Annotated in this window: 18 protein-coding genes; 17 read left to right on the forward strand and 1 reads right to left on the reverse strand. The window is 71.1% G+C overall.

The genetic code is table 11. The features are described 5' to 3' along the window. Window positions 1–54 precede the first annotated feature (54 nt). Window positions 55–597: an HIT family protein gene (locus Pme01_RS19400; protein WP_203935739.1), complete on the forward strand. Its 543-nt coding sequence runs from the start codon at window positions 55–57 to the stop codon at window positions 595–597. Window positions 598–756: 159 nt separating this feature from the next. Further along, window positions 757–1572, forward strand: coding sequence for a polysaccharide deacetylase family protein (locus Pme01_RS19405; RefSeq protein WP_168116630.1), 816 nt, complete (start codon window positions 757–759; stop codon window positions 1570–1572). Window positions 1573–1690: 118 nt separating this feature from the next. On the opposite strand, the gene Pme01_RS19410 is transcribed toward Pme01_RS19405, so the two are convergent. Further along, window positions 1691–3847 (reverse strand): elongation factor G-like protein EF-G2, encoded by a 2157-nt coding sequence (locus Pme01_RS19410; protein WP_168116631.1) that lies wholly within the window; start codon window positions 3845–3847, stop codon window positions 1691–1693. 167 nt (window positions 3848–4014) lie between these two features. Between Pme01_RS19410 and pgsA the strand changes: the two genes are divergently transcribed. The 15 genes from pgsA (at window position 4015) to Pme01_RS19485 (ending at window position 17425) form a co-directional block, all read left to right on the forward strand. Then, on the forward strand, window positions 4015–4638 hold the full coding sequence (gene pgsA, locus Pme01_RS19415; protein ID WP_168116632.1) for a phosphatidylinositol phosphate synthase: 624 nt from the start codon (window positions 4015–4017) through the stop codon (window positions 4636–4638). After that, window positions 4635–5624 (forward strand): phosphatidylinositol mannoside acyltransferase, encoded by a 990-nt coding sequence (locus Pme01_RS19420; RefSeq protein ID WP_239088333.1) that lies wholly within the window; start codon window positions 4635–4637, stop codon window positions 5622–5624. The genes pgsA and Pme01_RS19420 overlap by 4 nt, the downstream gene beginning before the upstream one ends. 14 nt (window positions 5625–5638) lie before the next feature. Next, window positions 5639–6784, forward strand: coding sequence for a glycosyltransferase family 4 protein (locus Pme01_RS19425; protein WP_168116633.1), 1146 nt, complete (start codon window positions 5639–5641; stop codon window positions 6782–6784). 14 nt (window positions 6785–6798) lie between these two features. Beyond that, entirely contained in the window at window positions 6799–7314 is a 516-nt protein-coding gene (locus tag Pme01_RS19430; protein WP_168116634.1) for a hypothetical protein, read from the forward strand. A 77-nt stretch (window positions 7315–7391) separates the two neighbouring features. Next, on the forward strand, window positions 7392–8354 hold the full coding sequence (gene pdxS, locus Pme01_RS19435; RefSeq protein ID WP_168116635.1) for a pyridoxal 5'-phosphate synthase lyase subunit PdxS: 963 nt from the start codon (window positions 7392–7394) through the stop codon (window positions 8352–8354). A 73-nt stretch (window positions 8355–8427) separates the two neighbouring features. Then, window positions 8428–9036: a pyridoxal 5'-phosphate synthase glutaminase subunit PdxT gene (gene pdxT, locus Pme01_RS19440; protein ID WP_168116636.1), complete on the forward strand. Its 609-nt coding sequence runs from the start codon at window positions 8428–8430 to the stop codon at window positions 9034–9036. Further along, the gene (locus tag Pme01_RS19445; RefSeq protein WP_168116637.1) at window positions 9036–9788 is read left to right on the forward strand and encodes a YebC/PmpR family DNA-binding transcriptional regulator; all 753 of its coding nucleotides are present in this window, start codon (window positions 9036–9038) and stop codon (window positions 9786–9788) included. Before pdxT ends, Pme01_RS19445 begins: the two co-directional genes overlap by 1 nt. Window positions 9789–9926: 138 nt before the next feature. Next, the gene (locus tag Pme01_RS19450; protein WP_168116638.1) at window positions 9927–10958 is read left to right on the forward strand and encodes an aminotransferase class V-fold PLP-dependent enzyme; all 1032 of its coding nucleotides are present in this window, start codon (window positions 9927–9929) and stop codon (window positions 10956–10958) included. Between the two features lie 131 nt (window positions 10959–11089). Then, window positions 11090–11626 (forward strand): crossover junction endodeoxyribonuclease RuvC, encoded by a 537-nt coding sequence (ruvC, locus tag Pme01_RS19455; RefSeq protein ID WP_168116639.1) that lies wholly within the window; start codon window positions 11090–11092, stop codon window positions 11624–11626. Further along, the gene (gene ruvA, locus Pme01_RS19460; RefSeq protein ID WP_168116640.1) at window positions 11623–12225 is read left to right on the forward strand and encodes a Holliday junction branch migration protein RuvA; all 603 of its coding nucleotides are present in this window, start codon (window positions 11623–11625) and stop codon (window positions 12223–12225) included. The genes ruvC and ruvA overlap by 4 nt, the downstream gene beginning before the upstream one ends. After that, on the forward strand, window positions 12222–13262 hold the full coding sequence (gene ruvB, locus Pme01_RS19465; protein ID WP_168116641.1) for a Holliday junction branch migration DNA helicase RuvB: 1041 nt from the start codon (window positions 12222–12224) through the stop codon (window positions 13260–13262). The genes ruvA and ruvB overlap by 4 nt, the downstream gene beginning before the upstream one ends. 142 nt (window positions 13263–13404) lie before the next feature. Next, window positions 13405–13749, forward strand: coding sequence for a preprotein translocase subunit YajC (gene yajC, locus Pme01_RS19470; RefSeq protein WP_373315496.1), 345 nt, complete (start codon window positions 13405–13407; stop codon window positions 13747–13749). A 52-nt stretch (window positions 13750–13801) separates the two neighbouring features. Beyond that, entirely contained in the window at window positions 13802–15634 is a 1833-nt protein-coding gene (gene secD, locus Pme01_RS19475; protein WP_239088334.1) for a protein translocase subunit SecD, read from the forward strand. A 2-nt stretch (window positions 15635–15636) separates the two neighbouring features. Continuing rightward, complete coding sequence (gene secF, locus Pme01_RS19480; protein WP_203935740.1) at window positions 15637–16800, forward strand: protein translocase subunit SecF; 1164 nt, start codon at window positions 15637–15639, stop codon at window positions 16798–16800. A gap of 79 nt (window positions 16801–16879) precedes the next feature. Next, window positions 16880–17425 (forward strand): adenine phosphoribosyltransferase, encoded by a 546-nt coding sequence (locus tag Pme01_RS19485; RefSeq protein WP_168116642.1) that lies wholly within the window; start codon window positions 16880–16882, stop codon window positions 17423–17425. Window positions 17426–17526: the final 101 nt, after the last annotated feature.

A 17526-nucleotide genomic window follows, 5' to 3' on the forward strand; every position in this document is an offset into this window, starting at 1 on the left:
CGTGGTGGAGTCATGGCCCCGCCACGTGTCCAAGATCTAGGGCGGAGGGCAGGGATGGAACCAGACGAGTTGGACCGGCTGTGGACGCCACACCGGATGGCGTACATCAACAGCGACGACCGGCGAGACGAGGACTTCGACCGGCCGTCCGGGTGTCCGTTCTGCCGGGCGCCGGGGCGTGACGACGCCGACGGGCTCGTCGTCGCGCGTGGCAAGACCGTGTTCGCGGTGCTCAACCTGTACCCGTACAACCCCGGTCACCTGATGATCTGCCCGTACCGGCACGTGGCCGACTACACCGACCTCGACGAGGCGGAGACGGTCGAGCTGGCCCGCTTCACCCAGACCGCGATGCGGGTGGTGCGCCGGGTCAGCGGCGCGCACGGGTTCAACCTGGGCATGAACCAGGGCTCGGTGGCCGGTGCCGGCATCGCCGCGCACCTGCACCAGCACGTCGTACCGCGGTGGGGCGGCGACACCAACTTCATGCCGGTGGTGGCGCGCACGAAGGTTCTGCCGCAGCTGCTCGGCGACACCCGGCGGCTGTTCGCGGAGACGTGGCCGCAGGTCGAGGCGGAGACCGCCGCCACGTCCTGAAGGGCGCTGCCTGACGGCGCCGTCCGTGTGAATGACCCGTATCTGCCCGGCCGGGGGACCCGCCCCGGCCGGTCGCCGTGTCACGATTTTTCGTTACCGTCCCGGATTCGCCCGGGTGGATGTCCGGGATGTCACCCGGGTGGAACCGGGGAGATACGGATGAACGTGACCAGGCGTGCGCTCCTGCGGGGGTCGCTGCTGGTCGGCGGCGGCGCCGTTGCCGGCGTCGCCGCCACCAGGGCGCACCGCTGGTTCGGCCCGGACCGCCAGCCGCTCGACGGCGGCTACGCGGCGGCCGCCGACCGGCTCGCCGCCGTGCGGCACCCCAGCACGTCGGTCACGTACTACGTGCGGACCGCCGAGCCGGTCGTGGCGTTCACGTTCGACGACGGCCCCGGGCCGAACTGGACCAAGATGGTGCTCGACACGCTGGACGAGTACCGGGTGCCGGCCACGTTCTTCATGGTCGGCCGCAACCTCGATGCCCACCGCGACCTGGTGCGCGGCCGGCTGGATCGCCACGAGGTCGGCAACCACTCGTGGTCGCACCCGGATCTCGCCGAGCTCGATTTCACCGCGGTACGCAGGGAGCTGACCCGTACCCACGACGTGATCCGGGCGGTCACCGGCCGGGAGGCCACCCTGATGCGCCCGCCGTACGGGCACCTCGGCGGCTCGACCCTGCTCGCTGCGGACTCCCTCGGGTACGACGTGGTGCTCTGGTCGCAGGCGATGCACGAGAAGACGTACCTGTCGAACCCGGCCGGGCAGGTGACCGACATCGTCGAGCACGCCACGCCCGGCGCGATCGTGCTCGCGCACGACGTCGGCAACGACACCCGCCTGGTCGCGCTCCGCCGGCTGGGCGAGATGTTCAAGGGCCTGCGGGACCGGGGCTTCCGGTTCGTCACCGTCAGCGAGCTGATGGCGATCGGGCAGCCGGCTTCGGTGGAGGCGCCGCAGGCCCGCGCCTGACCCCGCCCACGGCCCGGTCGCTCACCGCACCCTCCGGATCGTCGATCCAGGAGAAGTGGTCGCTGGTTCGCCCGGTTCGGGCCGCCATTTCTCCCAGATCGACGCGAACGTCACGGCTTCACCCGTGGCGGGCGGCGGCTTCCTTCTTCACCTGCTCGGCCAGGTGGGACGGCATCGCCTCGTGCCGGGCGAAGGAGCGGCTGAACGTACCCGAGCCCGAGGTCATCGCCCGCAGTTCGACCGCGTACCGGATGAGTTCGGTGGCGGGCACCTCGGCCCGCACCACGGACCGGTCGTTGTCGGTCTCGGTGCCCAGGACCCGGCCGCGACGCCCGGACAGGTCGCTCATGACGGCGCCGACGAACTGGTCGGGCACCCGGATCGTCACCTCGTCGACCGGTTCGAGCAGGACGACCTGGCCCTTCTCGGCGGCGTCGCGCAGCGCTTGGCCGCCCGCGGTCTGAAACGCCGCGTCGGAGGAGTCGACCGAGTGCGCCTTGCCGTCAACGAGCGTCACCCGCACGTCCACGACCGGGTACCCGGCCGCGATGCCCCGCTCCATCTGGGCCCGTACGCCCTTCTCCACGCTCGGGATGTAGTTGTTGGGCACCGCGCCGCCGACGACCTTGTCGACGAACTCGAACCCGGCGCCGCGCGGCAGCGGCTCCACGTCGATGTCGCAGACCGCGTACTGGCCGTGGCCCCCGGACTGCTTGACGTGCCGACCGTGGCCCCGGCCGCCGGTGCCGAACGTCTCGCGCAGCGCCACCCGTACCGGCTCGGTGTCGAGATCCACCCCGCCGGCGCGCAGCCGGTCCAGCACCACGTCGGCGTGCGCCTCGCCCATGCACCACAGCACGAGCTGGTGGGTCTCGGGGTTGCGCTCCAGCCGCATCGTCGGGTCGCCGGCGACCAGCCGGCCGAGGTTCTTGGCCAGGGCGTCCTCGTCCGACCGGGACTTGGCGACGATCGCGATGGGCAGCAGCGGCTCGGGCATCTCCCACGGCTCGATCAGCAGCGGGGCGTCCTTGGCGGAGATCGTGTCGCCGGTCTCCGCGGTCGTCGACTTGGTCACCGCGACGATGTCACCGGCGACCGCCCGGGGCACCTCCCGCAGCCCCGAACCGAGCGGCGAGTACAGGTGGGCGAAGCGCTCGTCGGCGTCGTGGTCGGGGTGGCCGCGCCGGCTCATCCCGTGACCGGCGATGTGCACCGACTGGTCCGGGGTGAGCGTGCCGGAGAACAGCCGTACGAGCGAGACGCGCCCCACGTACGGGTCGATCGTCGTCTTGACCACCTCGGCCACCAGCGGGCCGGCCGGGTCGCAGGCCAACGGTTCGCGCGGCGAGCCGTCGAGGCCCGTGATCGCGGGCAGCGGGTGCTCCAGCGGCGACGGGAAGCCCTGGGTGAGTACCTGGAGCAGGGCGTCGAGGCCGAGGGAGGTCTCCGCGCAGACCGGGACCGCCGGGTAGAAGTGGCCGCGGGCCACAGCCTTCTCCAGGTCCGCGATGATGACCGAGCTCTCGATCTCCTCGCCGGCCAGGTACCGGTCCATCAGGGTCTCGTCCTCGCTCTCGGCGATGATGCCTTCGAGCAGGGCGTTGCGGTACTCCTCGATCGCCGGCAGGTGCTCGGCGTCGGGCTCGCGCACGACGGGCGGGTAGCCCTCCGAGTAGTCGAAGACGCGCTGGGTGATCAGCCCGATCAGCCCCGCCACGGTCTCCCCGTCGTCACCGAGCATCGGCAGGTACAGCGGCAGCACGTTGTCACCGAAGACCCGCTGGCAGATCGCGATCGTCTCGTCGAAGTCGGCGCGCTGGTGGTCCAGGCGCGTCACCGCCACCGCGCGGGGCATCCCCACCGCCGCGCACTCCTCCCACAGGGAGCCCGTCGCCGCGTCCATGCCGTCCGCCGCCGACACCACGAACAGGGCCGCGTCGGCGGCCCGCAGGCCCGCCCGCAGCTCGCCGACGAAGTCGGCGTATCCGGGTGTGTCGAGCAGGTTCACCTTGATGTCGTCGTACAGCAGCGGCGCGCAGGCCAGCGCCACCGAGCGCTGCTGCTTGACCGCGGTCGGATCGTGATCGCACACCGTGGTGCCGTCGGTGACCGAGCCCGCGCGGCTGATCGTGCCGGTGGCCGCCAGCAGCGCCTCGACCAGGGCCGTCTTGCCGGCGCCCGAGTGCCCGACGAGCACCACGTTGCGCACCCTCCCGGGTTCTTCCACCACCGGCGCCGGGCCGGTGACCCCTTTCTCCTGACTCTTCTGTGCCATCGCACGCCTCCCGTCAGGCGACAACTGTCAGTTACCTTGTGATCCAGCTCACGTAGCGGGTCTCTTCATTGATCCCACACCCGAAACCATGCCGGCACAAGCCCGGCATGGCTCTCGCGGGGTGGCGGTATGCCGAGCTGCCGGGGCGCCGATAGGGTGAGAGCGCCATGGCGAAGATCTTCAGTGTCGTGACCAAGCCCGTCGTACTCCGTGTCGTCGATCCGGTGGCCCGGGCACTGCTGCGCGCCGGCGTCTCGCCGGACGTCGTGACGGTGCTCGGTACCGTCGGCGTGGTCGCCGCGGCCGTGGGGTTGGCCACCCGCGGTCACCTGGTGATCGCCGCCGTGGTGATCACCGCGTGCGCCCTCACCGACATGCTCGACGGGGCGATGGCCCGCGCCCGCGGTACCAGCAGCCGCTTCGGGGCGCTGCTGGACTCCACGATGGACCGGATCGCCGACGGCGCGATCTTCGCCTGTCTAGCGTACTGGTTCGCCGTCACGCCCCAGCCGCGACAGCACGCCCTTCTCGCCGCGACGCTGATCTGCCTGATCGCCGGCCAGGTCGTGTCCTACGTCAAGGCCCGCGCCGAAGGTCTCGGCCTGGACGCCAACGTCGGCATCGCCGAGCGGACCGAGCGTCTGCTCATCATCGGGTTGGGCGGGCTCGCCTGGGGGCTGAAGATCCCGTACGCGCTGGACGTCGCGCTGTGGCTGCTGGCCGTCCTGTCGGTGGTCACGGTGGGGCAGCGGATGGTGCACGTCTACCACCGGGCCAGGGCGTCGTCGTGAGCGCGCGCAGCGAGCGAGGCGGTCGTCCCGCCACCGCGCGGGGTCGGCTCAGCGCGGCCGAGCTGGGGTACGCGGCCGGTTGGCGGGTCGTACGCGCGCTGCCGCGCGGGGCGACCTGGCCGGTCTTCGCCGCCGGCGCCGACCTGACCGCGCGCCGGCGCGGCCGCGCCGTCCGGCAGTTCGCGACCAACCTGCGCCAGGTCGTCGGCCCCGACGTGTCCGACGCCGACCTCGACGACCTCGTCCGCTCGGGGCTGCGTTCGTACGCCCGGTACTGGCTGGAGGCGTTCCGGCTGCCGGCGCTGAGCCGCGACGACATCCTGCGGACCTTCTCCCTCGACGGCGAGGACCTCCTCGCGGCCCACGTCGCGGCCGGTCAGGGCGCCGTGGTGGCGCTGCCGCACGCCGGCAACTACGACCTCGCCGGAGCGTGGGTCGCCGCGAAGGGCTGGCCGATCACCACGGTCGCCGAACGGCTCAAGCCGGAGAGCCTGTACGAGCGCTTCCTGGCCTTCCGGCGTGGGCTCGGCATGGAGATCCTGCCGCTGACCGGCGGCGACCGGCCGGCGCTGGAGGTCCTCGAAGAACGGGTGCGGGCCGGTGCGGTGGTGCCGCTGCTGGCCGACCGGGACCTGTCCGCCCGGGGCGTCGAGGTGGAGTTCTTCGGTGCCCGTACCCGCATGCCGCCCGGTCCGGCGCTGCTCGCGCTGCGCACCGGCGCGCCGCTCTACACCGCCAGCCTGTGGTTCGAGCCGGGCGGTGCCCGGGCCCGGCTGTCCGGGCCGGTAACGCCGCCGGACGCCGGAACGCTGGATGTACGGGTGCGGCACCTCACCCAGCGGGTGGCCGACGGGTTGGCGCGGGGCATCGCGGAGCATCCTGAGGATTGGCACATGCTGCAGCGAATGTGGTCTGCGCCGCCGGCCGGCGCGTCGAACGGCCGGGCGCCCACGGCCGGTGCCCCGGCTGGTCCGGGCCAGGGTTAGAGAAGGGACCTGGAGTGCGCATCGGCATCGTCTGCCCGTACTCCTTCGACGTGCCCGGCGGCGTGCAGAACCACGTCCGGGACCTCGCCCAGACCCTGATCCGGCTCGGTCACGAGGTGAGCGTGCTCGGCCCGGCCGACGAGGACGCGGAGCTTCCGCCGTACGTGGTGTCGGCCGGTCGGGCCGTACCGGTGCCCTACAACGGCTCGGTCGCCAGGCTCGCCTTCGGGCCGCTGTCGGCCGCCCGGGTCCGCCGCTGGCTGGTCGCCGGCGACTTCGACGTGCTGCACGTACATGAGCCGTTCAGCCCGAGCCTGTCCCTGCTGGCCGTGCTCTCGGCCCGCGGGCCGGTGGTGGCCACCTTCCACACCGCCATGACGCGCTCACGGGCGATGGCGGCGGCTCAGGGCGTGCTCCAACTGGTCTCGGAGAAGATCACGGGGCGGATCGCGGTCAGCGAGCTGGCGCGCAAGGTGCAGGTCGAGCACCTGGGCAACAGCGCGTGGGAGATCCCCAACGGGGTCGACGTCGCGCGCTTCGCCGGCGCGCAGCCGCTGCTCGGCTGGCCGGGTACGGGCGGCGCGATCGGTTTCCTCGGCCGTTACACAGAGCCACGCAAGGGTTTCTCGCTGTTGCGCGACGCGTTCGCGCTGCTCGCGCCGCGGCGTCCGGGGTTACGGCTGCTGGTCGCCGGACGGGGCGAGCCCGACGACGTCGTCCGCGATCTGCCCGCCGACATCCGTGAGCGCATCGTCTTTCTGGGCATGGTCTCGGACGAGGAGAAGGCGCGGATGCTGGGCAGCGTCGACGTGTACGTGGCGCCGAACACCGGGGGAGAGTCGTTCGGGATGATCCTTACCGAGGCGATGGCGGCCGGAACCGCCGTGGTGGCCAGCGACCTGGACGCGTTCCGTCGGGTTCTGGACAATGGTCGGGCCGGTGCGCTGTTCCGTACCGGCGACGAGAAGGCCCTGGCGGCGCTGCTCGACCGGCTGCTGGACGATCCGGTGGCCCGCAAGGCGCTGGTCGCGCGCGCGACCGAGGTGGTCTCCGGGTACGACTGGCCGGTGGTGGCCGCCCGGGTCCTTGAGGTCTACACGACGGCGATCGAAGCCACTGCGGGGGTCGTGATCGACGAAACGGTGGACCCCCTTCCATAGGGCGGGGCATTACGATGCGCGGCATGTGGTGGGTCGTCGCCGTCGTGGCCGTCGTGATGCTCGTTGCCACCTATCTCACCTGGACGGCGGCCCGGGTGGACCGACTGCACGGCCGGGCGGCGGCCGCGTACGCCGCGCTCGACGCGCACCTGGTGCGCCGGGCCGCCGCGGCGCTCACCGTTGCCGAGGCGGTCCAACTGCCGGATCTGATGTACGCCGCCCGTATCGCCCTGGATGCCCACTCCGGCGAGCGCGACGTCGCCGAGAACGATCTCACCCGCCAGCTGCGCGGTATCGTCGGCGAGCCGGTCACCCCGACCCTCGCCGAGCTGGTCGCGATGAGCCGCCGGGTGGCGCTGGCCCGACAGGTCCACAACGACGTGGTGCGCGACGCCCTCGCGGTACGCCGCCGCCCGCTGGTCCGGGCGCTGCGGCTGGCCAGCCGGCATCCCCGGCCGGCGTACTTCGACGTCGACGACCCCACGCTGGAGCCGGTGGTAGCGGTCACCCCACCGGTCGTACAGGCCTGATCCGCCGCCCCGCGGCCCCGCCAAGCAGGCCGCGACCTGCCGATTGGCTGTCGGGGACGGCGCCGCGCCGACGTACCATGAGGCAACGATCCTTCCCCTTCCCGCTAGGAGTCCGTACCGCCGTGTCCGAACAGACCTCGTCCCCCAGCAGTACCGCGCCCGCGACCGGAACCGCCCGGGTCAAGCGCGGCATGGCCGAGATGCTCAAGGGCGGCGTGATCATGGACGTCGTCACGCCGGAGCAGGCGAAGATCGCCGAGGACGCCGGCGCCGTTGCCGTCATGGCGCTCGAGCGCGTGCCGGCCGACATCCGTGCCCAGGGTGGCGTGTCCCGGATGAGCGACCCGGACATGATCGACGGCATCATCAACGCCGTGTCGATCCCGGTGATGGCGAAGGCCCGGATCGGCCACTTCGTCGAGGCGCAGGTGATCCAGGCGCTCGGCGTCGACTACATCGACGAGTCCGAGGTGCTCACCCCGGCCGACTACGAAAACCACATCGACAAGTGGGCGTTCACGGTTCCCTTCGTGTGCGGCGCGACCAACCTCGGTGAGGCGCTGCGCCGGATCAACGAGGGCGCCGCGATGATCCGGTCCAAGGGCGAGGCCGGCACCGGCGACGTGTCCAACGCGACCACGCACATGCGCAAGATCCGCCAGGAGATCCGCCGGCTCACCTCGCTGCCCTCCGACGAGCTGTACGTGGCGGCGAAGGAGCTGCAGGCCCCGTACGAGCTGGTGCGCGAGGTGGCGGCCACCGGCAAGCTGCCGGTGGTGCTCTTCACCGCGGGCGGCATCGCCACCCCGGCGGACGCCGCGATGATGATGCAGCTCGGCGCCGAGGGCGTCTTCGTGGGCTCGGGCATCTTCAAGGCCGGCAACCCGGCCCAGCGCGCCGCCGCGATCGTCAAGGCGACCACGTTCTACGACGACCCGGACGTCATCGCCAAGGTGTCGCGCGGCCTGGGCGAGGCGATGGTCGGCATCAACGTCGACGACATCCCGGTACCGCACCGCCTCGCCGAGCGCGGCTGGTAAGCACTTTTCGCGATCTTGGACACTCGGCGGGTGACAGGCCCGTCGAGTGTCCAAGCTCCGTTCTAGGAGAACGATGATCATCGGTGTACTCGCCCTTCAGGGCGACGTCCGCGAGCATCTGAGCGCGCTGGCCGAGTGCGACGCGATCGCCCGGCCGGTGCGCCGCCCCGAGGAACTGGACTCGGTCGACGCGCTGGTGATCCCGGGCGGTGAGTCGACCACGATGAGCAAGCTCGCGATCGACTTCGGCGTCCTCGAACCGCTGCGCAAGCGGGTGGCCGGCGGCATGCCCGTCTACGGCTCCTGCGCCGGCATGATCATGCTGGCGACCGAGGTCCTGGACGGCCGACCCGACCAGCAGAGCCTGGCCGGCATCGACATGGCGGTACGGCGGAACGCCTTCGGCCGGCAGGTGGACTCGTTCGAGGGGCCGGTCGAGATCGATGGCATCGACGGCGGACCGTTCCATGCCGTTTTCATCCGGGCGCCGTGGGTCGAATCGGTCGGCGACGAGGTCGACGTGCTGGGGCGCGTCACGGAAGGGCCGGGCGCCGGTAGGATTGTCGCGGTTCGGCAGCGGAATCTGCTCGCGACCGCCTTCCACCCCGAGCTGACCGGGGACCTTCGGGTCCACCGGTACTTCGTGGAGATGGCGCGGGCGGCTGACATGACGGAGGGGTAATGTCCGGCCACTCAAAGTGGGCGACGACCAAGCACAAGAAAGCGGTCATCGACGCCAAGCGCGGCAAGCTGTTCGCTCGACTCATCAAGAATGTCGAGGTGGCGGCGCGTACGGGCGGCGGCGACCCGGCCGGTAACCCCACGCTCTTCGACGCCATCCAGAAGGCGAAGAAGAACTCGGTGCCCAACGACAACATCAACAACGCGGTCAAGCGCGGCTCCGGGCTGCTCGCCGGCGGCGCCGACTACCAGACGGCGATGTACGAGGGCTACGGCCCCAACGGCGTCGCCATCCTGATCGAGTGCCTGACCGACAACCGCAACCGGGCGTCGACCGAGGTGCGCACCGCCCTGACCCGCAACGGCGGCAACCTCGCCGACGCCGGCAGCGTGTCGTACATGTTCTCCCGCAAGGGCGTCATCATCGTGCCCAAGGCCGGGGAGCTCACCGAGGACGACCTGCTCCTGGCCGTGCTGGACGCCGGCGCCGAGGAGGTCAACGACCTGGGCGAGGCCTTCGAGGTCGTCTCCGAGCCGACCGACCTGGTCGCGGTCCGGTCGGCGCTGCAGTCGGCCGGTATCGAGTACGAGTCCGCGGACTCGTCGTTCGTGCCGAGCGTGACCGTGCCGCTCGACGAGGAGGGCGCGCGCAAGATCTTCAAGCTCATCGACGTGCTCGACGACTGCGACGACGTGCAGAACGTGTACGCCAACTTCGACGTCTCCGACGACGTGATGGCCGCCGTCGGCTGACACCCGCTTTTCATGATCGCCGAGTGTTTGTGGTGCCGTAGCGCCGTGAACGCTCGGCGATCACGTATGTGGGGGAGCGGGCCACCGGTCCGCGTCTGGCTCTCGTAAAGCGTTTCCGGTCCCACCTAGCGTCGGGTCATGGACGTTTCCAGCGCGCAGAAACTGTGGGATCCCGAGCCGGGCTGGCTCAACACCGCCAGCTACGGCCTGCCGCCCCGGCCGGCCTTCGAGGAGTTGCAGGCCGCCCTCGGCGACTGGCGGATCGGCCGCACCTCCTGGGAACCGTGGGGTGAGTCGACCGTACGGGCCCGCGCGGCGTTCGCGCGGCTCGTCGGTGTCCACCCAGACGACGTCACGATCGGCAGCACCGTGTCGCAGCTGCTGGCCCCGGTTGCCGCGGCGCTTCCCGCCGGTACCCGCGTCGTGGCACCCGACATCGAGTTCACCTCGAACCTGTTCCCCTGGGCGGTCGCGCCCGGCGTCGAGGTCCGTACGGTGCCCGCCGACCGAGTCGCCGACAGCGTCGACGCGAGCACCGACCTGGTCGCGTTCAGTCTCGTGCAGTCGGCCACCGGGGCGGTCGCCGACTACGACGCAATCGTCTCGGCCGCCCGCGCCCACGGCGCACTCGTCGTCGTCGACGCCACCCAGGCGTGCGGCTGGCTGACCTTCGACGCCGGCCGGGCGGACGCCGTCGTCGTCGGCGCGTACAAGTGGCTGATGTCGCCGCGCGGTTCGGCGTTCGCGTACCTGTCGCCGGCGCTGCGGGAGCGCCTGACGCCGTACGCGGCGGGGTGGTCCGCAGCCGAGGATCTGCATACCTCGTACTACGGACTACCGCTGCGGGTGGCCTCCACGGCCCGGCGCTTCGACATCTCGCCGGCGTGGTTTTCGTATGTGGGCACCGCGCCGGCCCTCGAGCTGGTGGAGGAGATCGGAGTCGAGGCGATCGGCGCGCACGACGTGGCGCTGGCCAACCGGTTCCTCGCCGGCCTCGGGCTACCGCCGGGGGACAGTGCGATCGTCACGGTTGACGTACCCGGGGCCGAGGAGCGCTTGGCGCGTGCGGGCGTACGGGCGGCGATCCGGGCCGGCCGGGTCCGGGCGTCCTTCCACGTGTACTCGACGGAGGCGGACGTCGACACGGCCCTGGAGGCGTTGACCGGCTGATCATCACGGGACCCTGGCCCGGACGACACCGATCTTGTGACCTCGCACGCCCGTGTCGTGACCCGGGATCGAGGCGATACCGCGGGTAGGGTGTCGAACAAGCGTTCGGCGGAGGTGCGGGGAGGGGCTCGGTGCGGGTACTCGGCGTCGATCCGGGACTGACCAGGTGCGGGGTCGGTGTGGTCGAGGGCCGTCCCGGGCGTCCCTGCACGCTGATCGACTACACGGTGGTACGCAGCGACCCCGGCGACGATCTGGCACACCGCCTGCTCAACCTGGACCTGGCGCTCACCGAGCTGGTCGCGCGGCACCGCCCCGACGCGGTGGCCGTCGAGCGCGTGTTCAGCCAGCACAATGTGCGTACCGTGATGGGCACCGCGCAGGCCAGCGCGGTCGCCATCCTGGCCGGAGCGCGGGCCGGGCTGCCGGTGCAGTCGTACACGCCGAGCGAGGTGAAGGCCGCCGTGACCGGGTCGGGCACGGCCGACAAGGCGCAGGTCACCGCGATGGTGACCCGCCTGCTCAGGCTGGACGCCCCGCCCCGCCCGGCTGACGCCGCGGACGCGCTGGCGCTCGCGATCTGTCACGTATGGCGGGGCGGCATCAAGTCCAAGCTCGCCGCGGCGACCGCTGCCGCGGTGGCCGGGCGGAACGGAGGCCGGCTGTGATCGCGAGCGTTCGAGGGCGGGTGGCCGCGGTCGGGCCGGACCGCGCGGTGATCGAGGTCGGCGGGGTCGGCCTGGCGGTGTCGTGCACCCCGAACACCCTCGCCACGCTCCGGACCGGCGCCGAGGTGCAACTCTCGACCACCCTGGTGGTACGGGAGGACTCGCTCACCCTGTTCGGCTTCGCCGACGACGACGCGCGACAGCTTTTCGAGCTGCTGCAGACCGCCAGCGGGGTGGGGCCGCGGCTGGCGCAGGCCGTACTCGCGGTGCACTCACCCGATACGGTGCGCCGGGCCATCGCCGGCGGCGACACGGTCACGCTCACCCGGGTACCGGGTATCGGCAAGAAGGGCGCCGAGCGGCTGGTGCTCGAGCTGCGCGACAAGGTCGGCCTGATTCCCGGCGGCGACGGCGCGCTGCCGGTGGCCGGCCCGGCCTGGGCCGACCAGGTACGCCAGGCGCTGGTCGGGCTCGGCTGGACGGCCGGGCAGGCCGACCAGGCGGTCGCCGCCGTGGCCGAGAGCCTCGACGGGCAGCCCGCTCCGCCCGTACCCGAGCTGTTGAAGCAGGCCATCCGGCTGCTCGGGCGGGCCCGGTGACCGAGTCGCTCGTCTCCGCGTACGCCTCGCCGGAGGAGCGGGAGGCCGAGGCCAGCGTGCGCCCGCGCACCCTGGACGAGCTGGTGGGGCAGGACCGGGTACGGGAACAGCTCGAGCTCCTGCTGCACAGCGCGCTGCGCCGGGGCAGCCCGCCCGATCACATCCTGCTCTCCGGTTCGCCGGGGCTTGGGAAGACCACGATGGCGATGATCGTCGCCGCCGAGCTCGGCGTCGGGCTGCGGATCACGAGCGGGCCGGCGATCGAGCGGGCCGGCGACCTCGCGGCCGTGCTGACCAGCATCGGACCCGGCGACGTGCTGTTCATCGACGAGATCCACCGGATGGCACGGCCCGCCGAGGAGCTGCTCTACAGCGCGATGGAGGACTTCCGGGTCGACGTCGTGGTCGGCAAGGGCCCCGGCGCGACCGCCATCCCGATCGACCTGGAGCCGTTCACGCTGGTCGGGGCGACCACCCGGTCCGGTCTGCTGACCGGGCCGATGCGCGACCGGTTCGGGTTCGTCGGGCACCTGGAGTTCTATGAGCCGCCCGAGTTGGAGCGGATCGTGCGCCGGTCGGCGCGGATCCTGGGGGTGCCGATCACTGACGACGGCGCCGCCGAGGTCGCCGGGCGCTCCCGTGGTACCCCCCGCATCGCCAACCGGCTGCTGCGGCGGGTGCGCGACTACGCCGAGGTGCGCGGCGACGGCGTGGTGACGGGGGACGCGGCGCGGGCCGCGCTGCGGGTGTACGACGTCGACGAGCGGGGACTGGACCGGCTGGACCGGGCGGTCCTCAAGGCGCTCGTGCTGTCCTTCGGCGGCGGGCCGGTCGGCCTGTCGACGCTCGCCGTGGCGGTCGGCGAGCAACCGGATACCGTAGAGGAGGTGTGCGAGCCGTTCCTCCTCCGGGAGGGCCTGATTGCGCGTACTCCGCGCGGCCGCATCGCCACCGCCGGAGCCTGGCGTCACCTGGGACGTACACCCCCGCCGGGAACGGCGGGGACTACACCGGACCTGTTCAGCGTTGAGCCCTGAGAGGGCCGTGACCGGACCGTGATCGATGCCGAGTCCAGTGGTATGGCACACACCGATTAGACTCGCCGCGGTCCGTACTGGCCGCGTTACCTCGTTTCCGGCGGTGTTCCGCCTGATTTGAGCCGATCGGAAGGCAGGCATCGTGCTCCTCGCCGCAAATCAGCAGAGTGGCAGCCCCTTCGGGATGTGGATCCTGTTGGCGCTGTTCATGCTGGCCGCATACTTTTTGATCATTCGACCGCAGCAGCGCCGTCGCAAGCAGATGGAGACACTGCAGTCGTCGATCGGCCCGGGCGACGAGATCGTCACTGTCGCCGGCCTGTACGGCAAGGTGGTCGACATCGACGACAAGACCGTGACGCTCGAGGTCGCTCCGGGTGTGACCAACCGGTATGCGCGGCAGGCTATCGGACAGGTGGTGAAGTCGGCGGACCGACCCGCGTCCGAGTCCGAGACGCCGGCCTCCGACACCACCCACACCGAGTAACACCCGCCCGCCCGACCCGACGTAACCGCACACACCTAGGAGAACGACCGCCGTGGCCGCACCTTCCGGACAGCTGAAGGCGTCGCGATATTTCATAGCCCTCGCGCTGATTCTCGTCGCGCTGTACTCGCTGGTGTTCTTCACCGGTGACAAGAAGGCGCATCCCAAGCTGGGGCTGGACCTCCAGGGCGGGACGAGCATGACGCTGTCGGCGGCGACGCTCGGCACCAACCAGGCTCCGGACAAGGAGCGGCTGGAGCGCGCGCGCGAGATCATCGCCAGCCGCGTCGACTCGACCGGCGTCTCCGAGCCCGAAGTGATCACCGAGGGCGCCAGCAACATCGTGGTGAACGTCGCCGGCAAGACCAACGAGGCCGACCTGCGCAAGCTGGTCGCGCCGGCGGAGCTGCGCTTCCGCCATGTCGGTGGGACCGCGCCGGACACCGGCGGCGCCGAGCCGACCCCGACGCCGTCGGCTTCGGGGTCGGCCGCGCCGTCCGCCGCGCCCAACGCGAGTGCCTCCCCCAACGCGAGCGCCGCGCCCGGCGCGAAGCCCAGCGCCAGCGCGTCGGCCGCGGCCGGTGCCAGCGCGGCCCCGAGCGCGTCGGCCAGCGCCAGCGCGGCGCCGATCAGCGAGTCGCTGGAGAAGCGGCGCGCGGCGGTGATCGCCAAGCTCGGCCCGGCGTACCAGGCCGCCCAGACGATCCAGAGCCCGGAGCAGGTCAACCCGCAGCTGCTCGCGACGCTCAAGCCGTTCGGGCAGCTCAGCTCCGCCGAGGTCGCGGCGCTGCCGGCCGACATCCAGTTCAACGTGCCGACGATCACCTGCAAGCAGCTCAACGGGCGTGACCCGGGTTCGATCAGCGACCCCAAGCAGACCGTGGTCGCGTGCGGCACCGAGCGCGGCGCCGGCGCCAAGTACAAGCTGGACCCCGCCAAGGTCGTCGGCGAGGACGTCAAGGAGGCGTCGTTCTCCAACGAGCCCACCCAGGGCTGGATCGTGCGCCTGGCGTTCCGTAACCCGGACAAGTGGGCCAACCTGACCGGTGAGGTCTACGGCAACGGCAGCGTCCCGGACACCCAGCGCCAGGTCGCGATCGTCCTGGACAACACGGTCGTCTCCGCCCCCGTCATCCAGGAGAAGATGACCGGCGACGCGACCATCTACGGCCAGTTCACCCGCTCGGACGTGGAAACGCTGTCGCAGCAGCTCAAGTACGGCTCGCTGCCGCTGAGCTTCAAGATCCAGGACTACTCCGACGTGACGGCGACGCTCGGCCTGCAGCAGATGAAGATGGGCCTGCTCGCCGGCGCGATCGGCATCCTGCTGGTCGTCCTGTACTGCCTGTTCTACTACCGGGCGCTCGGCCTGGTGGTGATCCTGAGCCTACTGGTCTCCGCCGCGCTGGTCTTCGCCTCGCTGGTGCTGCTGGGTCGCTTCATGGGCTACACGCTCAGCCTCGCCGGTATCGCCGGCTTCATCGTCGCGATCGGTATCACCGCGGACTCCTTCGTGGTGTTCTTCGAACGCCTGAAGGACGAGGTGAAGGACGGCAGGACGGTCCGCAGCGCGGTGCCGAGGGCCTGGGTACGGGCCCGGCGCACGATCCTCTCGGCCGACACGGTGTCGTTCCTGGCCGCCGCGGTGCTGTACTTCCTCGCGCTCGGCCCGGTCAAGGGCTTCGCCTTCACGCTGGGTATGTCGACGCTGATCGACGTGCTCGTCGTGTTCCTGTTCACCCACCCGCTGGTCGCCGTGCTCGCACGGCTGAGCGCGTTCACCTCGCCGAGGTTCTCCGGGCTGGGTAACCTCCGCTCGGACAAGGCGGTCGGGGCAAGTCAGGCGACCAACCGTTTCGGCGCCGTGCGTACGAAGGAGTCCTGAGAATGAACACCCTTCGCCGGCTCTACCGGGGCGAAACAGATATCAACTTCATCGGTCACCGCAAGCGGTGGTACATCGCCTCGGCGGTCCTCGTCCTGATCTGCCTGGTCAGCCTGGTTTTCCGGGGCTTCAACTTCGGCATCGAGTTCGCCGGCGGCAGCCAGTTCCAGGTGCCGACGAAGCCCGGCGTCTCGCTGGAGAACGTGCGCGGCGCCGTGGAGGGCCGGGGCATCACCGTGGTGTCGGCGCAGAGCGCCGGTAGCGGTAGCTCCCAGCGGTACGTGGTCCGCACCCCGCAGCTCGACGAGGACCAGCGCAACACGGCGATCGACGCCATCACGCGGGCCGCGCACGTGACGCCGGAGGAGGTCACCAAGACCGAGGTCAGCTCCTCGTGGGGCAGCACGGTCACGAACAAGGCGCTGCTGGCCCTGGTGGTCTTCCTGGTCGTCGTCGGCGTGTACATCTGGATCCGGTTCGAGCAGAAGATGGCCATCGCGGCCCTCGCCGCCCTCGTCCATGACCTCCTGCTGACGGCCGGCGTCTACTCGCTGGTCGGGTTCGAGGTCACCCCGGGCACGATCATCGGTCTGCTCACGATCCTCGGTTTCTCGCTGTACGACACCGTCGTCGTGTTCGACAAGGTCGACGAGAACGGGCGCGGGCTGCTCGGCAGTTCCCGGTACACGTACGCCGAGGTGGCCAACCAGGCGGTCAACCAGACCCTGATGCGGTCGGTCAACACCTCGCTGATCGGTCTGCTGCCGGTCGCGGGCCTGCTCTTCGTCGGCGCCGGCCTGCTGGGCGTCGGCACCCTGAAGGACCTGGCCCTGGTGCTGTTCGTCGGCATGTTGACCGGCGCGTACTCGTCGCTGTTCCTGGCGACCCCCTGGCTGGTCGACTTCAAGCTGTTCGACCAGCGCTACAAGCTGCACACCCAGCGGGTGCTCGCCAAGCGCGCCGCGGCGGCCAAGCAGGCCGAGGGCGGCGCCGAGGCCAAGCCGGGTCGCGCCCGGGCGAAAGACGCCGAGGCCGACGTGGACTCCGACCACCAGGCGCGGATCGACGCCCTGGCCGCGTCGTCCGCGCCCCGGGTGGGGGCCAGGCCCACGGGCGGCAAGCAGGCGCAGTCGCGTAAGCGGCCGGGTGGCGGCAAGCGTCGCTGACACTCGAACACAAGACGATCACCGTGAAGACCTTCCCGGCCGAGCCGCGGAAGGTCTTCACGATCGTGAGGGGAGCGACATGGTAGACGGCGACAGCGGGCCCGAGATGGCCCGGCGGGTGGCCGACCTGGCGGTGGATGTCCGGGACTTCCCACAGCCGGGCATTGTGTTCAAGGACCTGACCCCGCTCTTCGCGAGCGGACCGGACTTCGCGGCGACGATCGACGCGATCGTGGAGCACTACGGCGCGGACTCGTTCGACGTGGTGGCCGGCATCGAGGCCCGTGGCTTCATGATCGCGTCCGCGGTCGCGTACGCGGCGGGGGTCGGGGTCGTGCCGGTCCGCAAGGTCGGCAAGCTGCCGCGGAAGACGCTGCGCGAGACGTACGCCCTCGAGTACGGCGAGGCCACCCTCGAACTGCACACCGACTCGTTCACCCCCGGGCAGCGGGTGCTCGTGGTCGACGACGTGCTGGCCACGGGCGGTACGGCGGAGGCTTCGCTGAGCCTGGTCGAGCAGGCGGGCGGCGTAGTGACCGGATTCACGGTCCTGCTGGAACTCGCGTTCCTGGAGGGGCGGAAACGCCTGAAACCGCGGACGGTACACGCGCTTTTGACGGTTTGACGGCCCAACCGGACCCTGGCCGTTCGGTTTGTACCCCGGACGATCTGGTCGGAAAGCTTCCGTGAGCAGGTAGGATTGCCTTTCCGCCGACGGCGATGAGG

Origin of the sequence: Planosporangium mesophilum (assembly GCF_016863255.1) — a bacterium.
GTDB classification, from domain to species: Bacteria; Actinomycetota; Actinomycetes; order Mycobacteriales; family Micromonosporaceae; genus Planosporangium; species Planosporangium mesophilum.